Raw genomic sequence first — 12,830 nt, 5'->3', positions numbered from 1 at the left:
TTTTTTTTCATCCGCTGGTCCCAGTCACCGAACCCCTGGCGAGCGCCAAGACAGTAGCGTGCCCTGCTTGCACGCACCAAAAAGCCGTGGCAACGCGATGACGGCTGAAGGCAAATTCGTTGCCTTCACTCTCCCGCTTGCGGGAGAATCGAGCGTCAGCGAGGTGAGGGGAGTGCCGGGATAAAACCGGATTGAGATAGGGAATGAAAGTGTCCTACGTAGAAAGTCTAGCCAACTGCTATGGCCTCCATCGGAGGTGCAGAGAGGGTAACCGATCTGTGCTGAGCGTCCGACAAGGGGGGAAACGCAGGCCAGCTATTGAGCTCCGAAATCTGAACTTCCGTGTGCCGACCTGGTCCCTCTATGGGGAAGGCAACACCGATGGGTTCGTCATTAGGCGAGAACCCATCGGACACGGCGGAGTCACGAGAACCTGCGCATGCGTGGAAATCTCAATCGCGAGAACCGGGAGATCCGATCGGCCACTGGCAAGTATCCAGTGCGGGCAGCGAACCGTCCAGCGGGAAAGGCTGCCATGAACGCTGATCGGAAGTCGGATGAGTCCATAGTACTGCCGACACAGGCGAACAACGCCGGAACTGAACCGGCCGCGGAGTCTGTCGAGGAAAGGGACTCAGCCAAGATGAGCACCTCGCAGCACGATCGACCCCGAACTTCGAGTCGGACCAAGCGTCGTTCTCGCGGGCTGCTGGGTGTGCGCGAAACAGCGCGGGACTGTCCTGCGTTGAAGTTCGAGAACCTGTTGCATCACATCAACGTTCCCCTGCTGCACGAGGCCTTCGATGATTTGAAGAAATCTGCCGCAGCGGGCATCGACGAGGTGACTTGGCAGCAGTACGAGCAAGACCGAGAAGCCTCGATTGAGGCTCTACACGGTCGTATTCACCGGGGTGCCTACCGAGCGAAGCCCTCCAAGAGAATCTACATTCCCAAAGCCGATGGCCGGCAACGTCCGATCGGCATCACGGCCCTGGAGGACAAGATTGTCCAAAAGGCAACCGGGTGGGTCATGCAGTGCATCTACGAACAGGATTTTCTCGGATTCAGTTATGGTGGCCGTCCTGGTCGCGGCGCTCACGATGCACTCGATGCGTTGTGTGTCGGCGTGAGCAGCAAAAAGGTGAACTGGATTCTGGACGCCGATGTGAAAGGCTTCTTTGACAACGTGGACCACCAATGGCTCATGAAGTTCATCGAGCATCGCATTAGCGACAAACGGATTCTCCGTCTGATCGGAAAATGGCTTCGAGCCGGTGTCAGCGAAGACGGTGAGTGGTCCAAGACGACGGTGGGGACTCCGCAAGGAGCGGTGATCTCGCCGCTGCTTGCGAACATCTATCTTCACTATGTGTTGGACTTGTGGATTGACCACTGGCGAAGACAGCGCGGCCGCAAGGACGTCGTTGTGGTTCGGTACGTCGACGATTTTGTGATTGGGTTTGAGAGCAAAGCTGATGCTGAAATGTGCCTGGAAGCACTCCGGGAACGTTTCGGGAAGTTCGGCCTTGAGCTTCATCCCGAAAAGACTCGCTTGCTCGAGTTTGGTCGTTATGCGATCGAGCGTCGATCTGAGCGAGGAGACGGTCGACCGGAGACGTTCGATTTTCTCGGTTTCACGCACCGCTGTGATACCAGCCCAAAGACGGGATGGTTCATGATTCGCCGCGAGACGATCGCGAGCCGGATGGCTCGTACCCTCTCGGCAATCAAGGCGGAGCTTCGTCGTCGGCGACACCAGTCAGTCGGCCAACAAGGTCGGTGGCTGGGTAGTGTGGTCCGCGGCTGGCTGGCCTACTATGCCGTCCCAGGCAATGTGAGCCGCCTACGTCGATTTCGAGACGAGGTTAGCCGACTATGGTTGCGTACGCTTTGTCGTCGCAGCCAACGGCATCGCTGGCCTTGGCCTCGCATGAAACGGTTGCTGCTGACCTACCTCCCTCACGCCAAGGTACGCCACCCGTATCCAGATCAACGATTTCGCGCCCGAATCAAGGCAGGAGCCGTATGAGACAACACTCAAGTACGGATCTGTGCGGGGGGCGGCCGGAAACGGCCGTTCCTACCGTGACTGAAGTGGTTGGCAACGCCAACCGCAGGCCGCCACAACGAAACCCTCCCCGGCCGGCCATGCCGCATTAGCTCATGTCAGGCTGGATGGATGTGGTTAAGATTCTGGAATGGAAAACACGTCCTCACCCGTTCCGCGGCCGTTGCCGGGCCAGTCCGCTCCACAGCACATTCAGGTCTCGCAATGCGTGGTCAGTTTTGGCAGTAACTTGGGCGATCGTCAGGAATTGATCGCCGAGGCGGCAGCACGTCTGGCGGCAGATGAAGTGGTGTTGCATCGCGATTTGCGAACAAGTCGGCTCTTTCAGACGCCTCCGATTGGTGGCCCCGGTGGGCAGGAGCCCTTTTTGAATGCCGTCGGAGTCTTTGCAACTCATGCCTCGGCGCGTGACGTGCTGAGCGTGTTGCAGCGCGTCGAGCAGGAGCTGGGAAGGCAGCGTAGGCTTCGTTGGGATGCACGCTCGATTGATCTGGATGTGGTCTTGCACGGCAGCTTGGTCGGCGCTGCAAGTCACTTGGTGGTCCCTCACCCCCGGTATCCAGCTCGGCAGTTTGTATTGCGTCCGGCGTGTGATGTCGCGGCGGATCTTCGTGACCCGCGGTTTGGCTGGACGTTGGCGGAAATGTCTCAGCACTTGTCCGCTGACACTCCATCGCTGGCGTTGGTCGGCGCGGATCAGGCGTTTCGAAGCATGTTGTGCCATCGCTTGAGCGAAGAGCATGGCGTGCAGATTCGCAGCGCTGAAAGTGGTTGGCGGCGGCTTGTTTCTGGCGAGTGTGGTCCGGCCGGTGAGTGCGGTGCATTAAAAGCAGACGGATTGTCGCAGCCGGCGGCGGAAGAAGACGCTGTTTTCTTGCCAGATCAGGAGACGCCTTGGGTTTGCGATGGTGTGCCTTGGGGGCAACCTTCATCAGGCGGTGCGACGGGCGCCGTAGACTTTGCGCAGGCCTCGCAGACTGGACAAAGCGCTCAGGCTGCCAGTGGTTCGTCATTGGAAACACTGTGCGGAGGATCGCGGCCAGCGATAGAGCGTTTGAGTGGGTTGCCGCGTTTGGTCGTACGGCTGGAAAGGCCGTCCGTTGCGGGGTTATGGCCTGCTCCGCACCGCATGTGGGTCGGTGGTTGGAGCTGGCCGGAGTACCATCTTGAAGGGGCCGAAAGTGACTGGGCGGTTTCCGAATTGGCTTCTGTGTTGCAGGCGATGCATTGTCCGGTGCACCCTGTGACCGAAGATGGTCGCTGGTGGTAATGTTTACCAAAACGCTGGCTGTTTATGGGGGTGCGACGATCTGTTGCATCCTGATGAAGGAGAATACTCGCGACAGAATGTCGCTCACTTCAATGGTGGGCTTGCCAATTGGCACCCAAGCGCCCGATAATTTCCCGTTATATCGTCCCTGCACCTTTCCCAGAAATTCAGACGTCCGGTCTAGAGCCGGTCGATGATCATGCAACGATTTTTGTTTCCTCGCTGGACCAACCCATTTTTGACCGTCCTTGGAGCGGCCTTGGGTGGTGGTGGTCTCGTCGCGTTGATTTTTGGCGGTTTGGTAACTGATCCCGAAACGCTGAACGTTGGGTACCAGCCTGAACAGCCCGTTCCGTTTAGTCACGCGATTCACGCGGGCCAGCTCAAGATGGATTGTCGCTACTGCCACAATACCGTCTTTGACGCAGCTCACGCAGCGGTACCGCCAACGGCGACCTGTATCAACTGCCACAGCCCGCGCGAGAAGGAAGGCGGCCCGACTCCTCGTGCTGCGGTTCACGCTGACAGCCGAAAGCTGACTCCCATCCACGCCAGTTGGTTCGAAGGCAAGAGCATGCAGTGGAAACGAGTGCATAACCTTCCAGAGTTCGTGTACTTCAACCACGCCGCACACGTCAATTCCGGCGTCAGTTGCGTTAGTTGCCACGGGCGGATCGATCAGATGGAAGAGGTTTACCAGGCCAAGCAGCTTTCAATGGCTTGGTGCATCGAGTGCCACCAAAACCCCAACCCGCATCTGCGTCCGAAGGAATTTGTGACCAAGCTTGATTGGGAGCCATCGCCAGAGTGGGATCAGGAAGCGTTTGCTGCAGACGTTCGCAGAGAGCAGCACATTGATCCCAAACGAAACTGTGCTGTCTGTCACCGTTAATTCGCTGACCGATACGCGTTAGAGACCATACACACAACGATCTGCTTTGAACGCTGAATCACTGAGTTCAGCCGCGAAGTGGGTTCCAATGCTGAAAACCGTTTTTCGACCGAAGAATATGACCCAGAACGAATCAGCCGCCAGCGATCCAGCACCAACTTACTGGCGCAGCATTGCCGAACTGCAGGGCAGCGAAGAGTTTAAGGAAAAGCACTTGCACCGGGAATTTCCGGTGGCTGCATCCGAATATCCCGAGGGTGTTTCGCGCCGTCGTTGGATGCAGATCATGGGTGCTTCACTGACCATGGCTGGCGTTGCCGGTTGTCGTTATCCAGAAGAAGTGATCGCGCCATTCGTGATTCGTCCCGAAGGTCGTGAGCCTGGTGAGTTTTACGAGCGGGCGACCAATTTTGAATTGGCAGGCTCGGTCCATAACTTGCTGATTCGCTGTTTCGATGGCCGCCCTCAGCATGTCGAAACAAACCCGATGCACCCATCGAGTGCCGGAACGAATCCCTACATTCAAGCGTCGATTCTAAGCCTGTTTGATCCCGACCGCTCACGCGGGCAGGGTGGTCAGGTGCTTGAGCGGGTTGCTGGCCAGCGTCGCCAGGGCACCAGTTGGGACGCTGCCTTGACCGCTGGTCGAGAAGCCGTTCAGTCCGCGAAGGCGAACGGCGGCAAGGGCTTTGCTGTTTTGACCTCGTCGACTTCATCGCCAACCAACGTGCGATTGTTGAAGCGATTGAAGGAAGTTTTGCCGGCTGCCACGCTGTGCCGATACGATAGTGTCGGAGCGGGCGTGATGCGTGCGGCAACGAAGTCGGTCTTTGGTGCCGAAGCCACGCAGACATTGGATCTGAGCAAGGCCGAAGTGATTTTCTCGATCGGCGCCGACTTCCTGGGCAATGATCCCGGGTCGTTGCTTGCCGCGAAATCCTTCGCTGAGCATCGCGACGTGTCCAGCGGTTCGATGAGCCGATTGTATGTCGCAGAGGCTGCTTACAGCACAACGGGGACGATGGCTGACACTCGCTTGCCAGTGCGTCCGAGTGACATGGCTGGCTTGCTGAACCATGTTGCAAAGCTTGTCAAAGAGTTGAAGGCTGGCAAGCAACATGATCATTCCAACGATCCGCCGCCAACTCCTTTCGACAGTGACACGTTGACGCCTGCTGACCGCATGGCGCGATTTGCAGATGTCTTGGCACACGACATTGTTCGGGTTGAAGACAAGGCGGTTGTCATTGTTGGCGAATCAATGGGGCCAGAGGCAGTCGCGGCCGGCATCGCATTGAACTCGATGTTGGGCTCATTGGGGACGCTGCAGAAGTTCGTTCCCGCCGTCGATGGTGACTTGGAAACCGTTGGCTTGAAAACGCTGGTTGATCAAATCAATGGCGGCGAAGTCGATTCCTTGCTGATCTTGGGCGACAACCCCGCTGTGACGGCACCTGGCGACATTGAACTGGAAGCTGCGTTAAGCAACGTTGAAAATAGCTTTTATCTCGGTGAGTACGACGATGAGACGGCTTTGAAGTGCCGCTGGTCGTTGCCGCAGTCGCATCCCCTGGAGTCTTGGGGCGACAGCATCAATGGCGAAGGCTATTACGGCGTTTGTCAGCCGCAGATTTTGCCGCTGATGGGCGGTCGCAGTGCTGCCGAAGTCATCGCGTTGTTGCTTGAAGAAGATGTCGCAGATCCATTGAAGATGGTTCGCTTCACCGCCGATCGAATCGCCAGCCAAGCCGCCGGTTCAGCGCTCAGTGAACGCCAGTGGCGAGAGTTCTTGCACAATGGTTATAGCGACGAGATTCAAACCAGCCTGATTGAGGCTTCGGTTGACACCAGCAAGTTCACGCTGGATGCCGCAATGCCAACTCCCGTCAAGGCTGATGGAATCGATGGCGACAACTACGAAGTCGTTTTCACCGTTGCAGACGGTTTGTACGACGGACGGTTTGCCAATAACGGCTGGTTGCAAGAGATGCCACAAGCCATCACCAAGCAAACCTGGGGCAACTCGGCTGTGATGAGCCCTGGCACTGCCAAGCAGTTGGGCGTCAAGCACGGTTTGTACGTTACGCTGCGTCGCGGAGAAGGCAAGGTTGAATTGCCCGTATTCGAGATTCCCGGCATCGCTCCGGGTGTCGTCGTGACTCAGATCGGTTACGGTCGCACACGAGCCGGTAAGGTCGGTGGCTATGTCGACGAAGGTGTCGAGATTGCTGGAATCGATGTGTCCCCGATCCGCACCAGCGATGCGATGCTCGTTGCGACTGAGGTCCAAGCACGGCCAAACTTTAGCGAGTATGACTTTGCCACCACCCAGGATCACTGGGCGATCGATGAGCTTGGCAAAACGGAAACAGAGAAGCGTAGTTTCACCTTGGTTCGTGAAGGGACCGTTGGTCTTTATGACAAGATCAATGGCTTTGCTCATGCGGAGCCAAAGGAAGTGCATGTGCCAACCTTTGCACGTGACAATTCGCTGCAGAACCAGCCCATTCAAGACATTCGCCATGATGAAGAACGCAACTTCATCCCCCAGTGGGGCATGGCGATTGACCTGTCCAAGTGCACCGGTTGCAATGCCTGTGTGATCGCTTGTCAGAGTGAAAATAACGTTCCGATCGTGGGTCCAGAGCAAGTTCGTAATAGCCGCGAAATGCATTGGTTGCGAATCGATCGCTACTTCCAGGGGAACGAAGAAGATGCCTCGGTTGTGCATCAGCCGATGGCTTGCTTGCACTGCGAAACGGCTCCTTGCGAACAGGTTTGTCCTGTTGCCGCAACCGTTCACACGGAAGAGGGCATCAATGCGATGGCTTACAACCGTTGTATCGGAACGCGTTACTGTGGTAACAACTGCCCTGTGAAAGTGCGTCGTTTCAACTACTTCAACTACAACGAAGACATCGGTGTTGGATATGGTGTGAACGCCTATCCGGGCAACATCGAAAGTGCCAACCGTAAGTTGCAAGCCTTGGTGCTCAACCCCGACGTGACTCCGCGTGGTCGTGGTGTCATGGAAAAGTGCACCTATTGCATCCAGCGTGTTGAAAAGGGCAAGATCGAAGCTCGTAAGGCCGGGACGGGCATCGTCAAAGACGGTGGCGTCATCACCGCTTGCCAAGCCGCTTGTAGCACCAAGGCGATTGACTTTGGGAACATTGATGATCCCGAATCGGTCGTCCATGCCAAGCGTCAGGACCCACGTTCTTATGGCATTCTGAAACAGCTGAACATTAAGCCACGCACCGAGTACTTGGCTCGGGTGACCAACCCGCACCCCTCGCTTTATACCGCTGCTCAGCGTGATGACCTGGAGAACATGAAAGCTCCGCACCACGGTCATGGTGACGAGTCGCACGAAGGCGAGAAGCACAGCGAAGGCGAGAAGCACAGCGAAGCCGAGAAGCACAGCGAAGCCGAGAAGCACAGCGAAGCCGAGACCGCAAAACACTAAGCCAGAGATGGCTCATGGCCCAATCAGCGGCCGCGAGCACATTGAAGCAAACGAATTCTTAGACGATTTTCCTCGAACCGATCACAGAACATGTCACTCGCCATTCCAAACGGATTGGATAACACCGTCGAACGCCCAGGCGAACGCGCACCATTGGTGTTGGGAGAAACGACGTATAACGACATCACCGAGGCGGTCTGCCAAGTGGCCGAGCGTCCACCGAGCAAGACTTGGGTTGGCAGCTTCTTGGTTGCCTTCGCGTTGTTACAAGTCTTAGGCTTGTTGATCCTGTACTTGATCTACACCGGTGTTGGGGTTTGGGGTAACCGCTCTCCAGTGTTCTGGGGGTGGCCGATTGTCAACTTCGTGTTCTGGGTCGGGATCGGTCACGCTGGAACGCTGATTAGTGCGATTCTGTATTTGTTCCGGCAAGAGTGGCGAACCAGTATTAACCGGGCAGCGGAAGCGATGACGATTTTCGCGGTTGCCTGTGCGGGGACCTTCCCCGGGATTCACGTGGGACGAGCTTGGCTGGCGTTTTGGCTGGCACCTTATCCCAGTTTGAATCTTTGGATGTGGCCACAATTCCGCAGCCCTCTGTTGTGGGACGTGTTTGCCGTTTCAACCTACGGCACGGTCTCGTTGTTGTTCTGGTACATGGGGATGGTGCCCGACTTGGCAACCTTCCGCGATCGATCAAAGAACCCGCTGCGTCGAGCGGTGTATGGCGTCTTGGCGCTTGGCTGGTCCGGTTCATCGCGACACTGGATGCGATACGAGAAGGCTTACGCGATCTTGGCTGCCTTGGCGGCTCCGTTGGTCCTGTCGGTACACACGATCGTTTCGTTTGACTTCGCGGTCTCCCAGGTTCCCGGTTGGCACACAACCATTTTCCCGCCGTACTTTGTTGCGGGGGCGATCTTCAGCGGTTTCGCGATGGTGCTGACGCTGATGGTTCCGGCCCGCAAGATGCTCAACCTAGAAAAGTTGATCACGCTTCGGCACTTAGACAATATGTGCAAGATCATCCTGGCCACCGGCTCGATTGTCGGTCTAGCGTACGGGACGGAATTCTTTATCGCTTGGTATGGCCAAGTGGATGCCGAAATCTTTGCCTTCGTCAACCGAGCCTTTGGGCCGTACGCCTGGGCGTACTGGATCATGATTAGCTGCAACGTGATCAGTCCGCAGTTGTTCTGGTTCAAGAAGTGCCGGACGACGCCGTGGATCATTTTTGTTGTCTCGATCTTTGTCAACATCGGGATGTGGTTCGAACGATTTGTGATTGTCGTGACCAGTTTGGCACGTGATTACCTGCCGAGTGCCTGGGCCTACTTCACCCCGACTTGGGTGGACTGGGGCATGCTGATTGGATCATTTGGTTTGTTCTTCACCTTGTTCTTGCTGTTCTGCCGAACGCTGCCTGTCATCAACATGGCAGAAGTCAAAGCAACGCTGGCCAAGGAACACCACATGGCTCATGGCCATGGAGAGGACGGCGAAGAGCACTAGGTCACTCGCGGCCTACACACTGACGGAACTGAGCTGCCACGGCTTTGAAACGTGGCACATTAACGAATCTCATTTATGCCTTAGCGATCTGTTTCGATGGATCAGAAAACTATGTCGGAAAGCAAAGTAGAAGCGACAGACCACGGGATGGTGGCCGAATTTACGACGGTCGATTCACTGCTTGCAGCGTGTCGTCGAGTGCGTGATGCTGGTTACATCAAGACCGATGCGTTCACACCGTTTCCTGTCCACGGGATCGATAAAGCTCTCGGCATCAAGCCGACGATCTTGCCGTGGATCTGCCTGGTCGCAGGGATCACCGGAACGATGACGGCCTTGGTCATGCAGATCTGGATGAACAGTATTGATTATCAATACATCATCTCAGGTAAGCCATTTCTGTCGTTGCCCGCGTTCATCCCAGTGGCCTTTGAGCTGACCATTCTGTTTGCCGCGTTCGGAGCGTTCTTCGGTATGTGGGCGTTGAATGGATTGCCAAAGTTCAGCAACCCGGTGTTCACCGACCCCCGATTCGATCGCGCCACCGACGATCGGTTTTTCCTGTACATCGATTCATCGGACGAACGGTACGATGAAGAAGGCGTGCGAGCTCTGCTTGGCGAAACCGGCAGCGACTACATCAACAAAGTGGTTGAAGACGAATCGCCAAAACAGGTTCCCAAGTTCATCTACAGCGTGTGGGCTTTGTCCGTCGCGGCGTCCATCATCCCGCTACTATGCGTGTTGACGATGCGTGTGACCAACAGCAGCAAGCCACGTTTTCATATCTTCCCCGATATGGATTTTTCACCGGCACGTGATGCCCAGCAAACAACCAGTTTGTTCGGTGATAACCGCGCGATGCGTCCTGACGTTCCGGGCACCGTTGCCCGCGGTCAGCTCAGTGGTTCCATGGAAGCGTTGACCGGCATTGACTTCGATGCATTGACGGCTGTCGATCCCGGTGCCGCAGCCCAATTGGTGGCGGCCTATCAGGATGAAGCCGCCGGCACGACCACACCGCCTGCTGAACCTGTGGATGACACGCCCTGGTTGGATCACATTCCAGTGACCGTTGACGAAGCTTTGTTGGCGCGTGGTAAGCAGCAGTTCGGCATTTACTGCAGCGTGTGCCACGGCATGAGCGGACTGGGCAATGGCCTGGTCAATCAGCGAGCGACTGAGAAGCAGTTTGATACTTGGGTTCCACCGAGCAACCTTCACGACACCGCGCTGTACAGCGAAACCTACCCTGATGGCAAGTTGTTCTCAACGATCACCAATGGGGTTCGCAAGATGGCCGGTTACGCCAGCCAAATTGAGGTCCAAGACCGCTGGGCGATCGTGGCTTATGTTCGCGCACTGCAGCTGAGTCAGAACGCACCGTTGGACGTCGTCCCTGCTGAAAAGCAAGCGGAGGTCAAAGCTGCCGTTGAAGCGGCCAAAGAGAATTTGAAGCGGCAGGAAGAAGCGGCGGCAAAGGCCGCTGCAGAGCGAGAGAAAGAGCAAAACTAATACCGGTTTCGGCGGGCTCCGGCCCCCGGCACTGTTTCCCCGATACAACCTACGCCTTGGCGTAACGTCAGCACACGTTAGACCATTTGGATCATGTCAGAACACGCTGCAACAAAATTGAAACCCGCCGATGACCCGGCTTACAAGCTTCCAGCTTGCTTGGGCAAATTCCAACTGCCTTTGCTAGGTGGTGGATTGGCCTTGCTGTTGGTTGGCCTTTTCCTGGCATTCAGCGTTCAATCGAACGAAGACGTTAGCATGCCGCGATTCGGGTTTTCTGCTTATTTGACAGCCTACCTGTACACGCTTTCAATTTGCCTGGGCTGTTTGTTCTTCGTGCTGATCCAGCACTTGGTGCGAGCCGGGTGGAGCGTTGTCGTTCGGCGGATCGCTGAATTGATGATGATCATGATTTGGCCCATGGCGGTGTTGTTCCTTCCCATCCTGTTTGCTGCCTTCCAGGAAAACGCTCTCTTTGCATGGACCAACCCGGACTACATCGCTGAGTTTGTGCCCGAGAGAGCTTGGGAGAACAAAAAGTTGTTTTTGAACCCCACTTTCTTTGCCATTCGTGCCGTCGTTTACTTCACGATTTGGTGCAGCCTCTCGCTTTACTTTTGGCGTGGCAGTGTCCTGCAGGACGAAACCGGTGAGCGTGCTGCCACCGATCGCATGCAGTTATGGTCCGGTCCAGCTGTGATGTTGTTCGCTCTGTCGGTTTCATTCGCTGCGTTCGACTGGGGAATGTCGCTGGCTCCGATGTGGTTCTCGACCATGTTCGGTGTTTACTTCTTCGCAGGTTCAATCCTGGCCGCACATTGCTTCATCTGCGTGTCGGCGTTTCTGTTGCAACGTTGTGGTGCGGCGAAAGATGAGATCACGGTCGAGCATTATCACGACCTTGGAAAATACATGTTTGGGTTCATTGTGTTTTGGACCTACATCGGGTTTAGCCAGTACCTGCTGATCTGGTACGGGGCGATCCCCGAGGAAGCTGAATGGTTCTATACCCGACAGCTGGGTAGTTTTGCCGGGATTTCAATCGCGTTGGTGCTGCTGCACTGGTTGTTGCCGTTTTTTGGCACCATGGCCAGAACCGTGCGACGGATGCCAGCTGTGATGGCTCTCTGGGCCGTTTACATCTTGATCATGCACTTCGTTGATCTGTTCTGGGTCGTGATGCCCGAAGCACGGGTTGGACACCACGCCCACGTTGGTGGCGCCTTGGGTGTGATCGCTTGTGTTCTTTGTGCGGTTGGATTGTTAGGGCTTGTGCTGGGATTGGTGTTGCGAATGGCAGCCTCCAGCCATGTGGTGGCAGTTCGCGACCCAAGATTGCGAGAGTCGATCGCGTTCGAAAACTTTTAGAGTCCATCAAACTAGTTCATCACGCGGTCGGTCAACCGACTGCCCGAAACACATAGTCCTTTCAAACAACGCTGAATTCGTTTCACGATAAAGCCATGGCTAAATACGACGACTTAGACAACAAGCAAATTTTTGTCATCGGGATCGGCTCCGTCGCCGTGACGGTGGTGACAATCCTTGCTGTGTTTTATGTGTACTACCTGCTGCTTGATTTGAACAAGACAACCTGGCAAGCGAACAGCTCCTACGATCGTCAGAACACGATTCTGGCCAAACAGAGTGAGACGCTGGAAGGATACGGTGCCACCAAATCGGCGACCGTTGCGATCCCAATTGAATCAGCGATGAAGCTCGTGATCCAGCAGGCAGCGGCGCCAGCCGGTGAGTCCAGCGATCCCGTGGCTGAAGACATGCCTGCTGAACCTTCTGCACCGGTACCTGTTAAGCCAACACCTGTTGAACCGGTTCCTGTTAAGCCAGCACCAGAGAAGCCAGTTCCTGCAGAGAAGCCAGTTCCTGCAGAGAAGCCAGAGGTGGAAACGCCCGCCCCTGCGGAAGCCGAAAAGCTCACCGCCGTTGAACCAGAAACCGCACCGGTTGAAACTGAAAAGCCAGCCGAGGACACTCCAGGGGCAACCGAAGAGACACCCGATACTAAAGCCCCCGCCGTCGATCCACCGGAAACTGCTGGCGAATAAGTCACCGAGTGACGCCGAAGTCTCCGACAGAGTCCAAC

The 12,830-nt window shown here is 56.0% G+C and carries 8 protein-coding genes; all 8 read left to right on the top strand.

Translation table 11 applies throughout. The features are described 5' to 3' along the window. The first annotated feature begins 745 nt into the window (after nt 1-745). The 8 genes from ltrA to SV7mr_RS15825 all read left to right on the top strand — a co-directional run bounded on the left by ltrA (nt 746) and on the right by SV7mr_RS15825 (nt 12,792). Nucleotides 746-2,029 carry a group II intron reverse transcriptase/maturase gene (gene ltrA / locus SV7mr_RS15860; protein WP_419187352.1) on the top strand — a complete coding sequence of 428 codons (1,284 nt, stop codon included), beginning with the start codon at nt 746-748 and terminating at the stop codon, nt 2,027-2,029. 169 nt (nt 2,030-2,198) lie between these two features. Next, the gene (folK, locus tag SV7mr_RS15855; RefSeq protein ID WP_145274193.1) at nt 2,199-3,338 is read left to right on the top strand and encodes a 2-amino-4-hydroxy-6-hydroxymethyldihydropteridine diphosphokinase; all 1,140 of its coding nucleotides are present in this window, start codon (nt 2,199-2,201) and stop codon (nt 3,336-3,338) included. Nucleotides 3,339-3,537: 199 nt separating this feature from the next. Then, entirely contained in the window at nt 3,538-4,230 is a 693-nt protein-coding gene (locus SV7mr_RS15850) for a cytochrome c3 family protein (RefSeq protein ID WP_145274190.1), read from the top strand. 118 nt (nt 4,231-4,348) lie between these two features. Beyond that, the gene (locus SV7mr_RS15845; protein WP_145274187.1) at nt 4,349-7,699 is read left to right on the top strand and encodes a TAT-variant-translocated molybdopterin oxidoreductase; all 3,351 of its coding nucleotides are present in this window, start codon (nt 4,349-4,351) and stop codon (nt 7,697-7,699) included. 90 nt (nt 7,700-7,789) lie between these two features. Further along, nucleotides 7,790-9,211, top strand: coding sequence for an NrfD/PsrC family molybdoenzyme membrane anchor subunit (gene nrfD, locus SV7mr_RS15840; RefSeq protein ID WP_145274184.1), 1,422 nt, complete (start codon nt 7,790-7,792; stop codon nt 9,209-9,211). A gap of 96 nt (nt 9,212-9,307) precedes the next feature. Beyond that, complete coding sequence (locus tag SV7mr_RS15835; protein WP_419187461.1) at nt 9,308-10,726, top strand: quinol:electron acceptor oxidoreductase subunit ActD; 1,419 nt, start codon at nt 9,308-9,310, stop codon at nt 10,724-10,726. Nucleotides 10,727-10,819: 93 nt separating this feature from the next. Then, on the top strand, nt 10,820-12,094 hold the full coding sequence (locus SV7mr_RS15830; RefSeq protein ID WP_145274181.1) for a hypothetical protein: 1,275 nt from the start codon (nt 10,820-10,822) through the stop codon (nt 12,092-12,094). Between the two features lie 95 nt (nt 12,095-12,189). Continuing rightward, a complete protein-coding gene (locus tag SV7mr_RS15825) occupies nt 12,190-12,792 on the top strand; it encodes a hypothetical protein (RefSeq protein ID WP_145274178.1) in 603 nt (200 codons plus the stop codon). Nucleotides 12,793-12,830: the final 38 nt, after the last annotated feature.

The sequence above is a fragment of the Stieleria bergensis genome, assembly GCA_007745635.1.
Taxonomy (GTDB): domain Bacteria; phylum Planctomycetota; class Planctomycetia; order Pirellulales; family Pirellulaceae; genus Stieleria; species Stieleria bergensis.
The sequence above is the reverse complement of the archived record's forward strand: the minus strand, read 5'-3'. Positions and strand labels throughout refer to the sequence as shown.

Bases quoted from the DNA above. Each gene is read 5' to 3' on its own strand.
- folK (WP_145274193.1), top strand. From the start codon at position 2,199: ATGGAAAACACGTCCTCACCCGTTCCGCGGCCGTTGCCGGGCCAGTCC.
- SV7mr_RS15850 (WP_145274190.1), top strand. From the start codon at position 3,538: ATGCAACGATTTTTGTTTCCTCGCTGGACCAACCCATTTTTGACCGTC.
- SV7mr_RS15845 (WP_145274187.1), top strand. From the start codon at position 4,349: ATGACCCAGAACGAATCAGCCGCCAGCGATCCAGCACCAACTTACTGG.
- nrfD (WP_145274184.1), top strand. From the start codon at position 7,790: ATGTCACTCGCCATTCCAAACGGATTGGATAACACCGTCGAACGCCCA.
- SV7mr_RS15835 (WP_419187461.1), top strand. From the start codon at position 9,308: ATGGATCAGAAAACTATGTCGGAAAGCAAAGTAGAAGCGACAGACCAC.
- SV7mr_RS15830 (WP_145274181.1), top strand. From the start codon at position 10,820: ATGTCAGAACACGCTGCAACAAAATTGAAACCCGCCGATGACCCGGCT.
- SV7mr_RS15825 (WP_145274178.1), top strand. From the start codon at position 12,190: ATGGCTAAATACGACGACTTAGACAACAAGCAAATTTTTGTCATCGGG.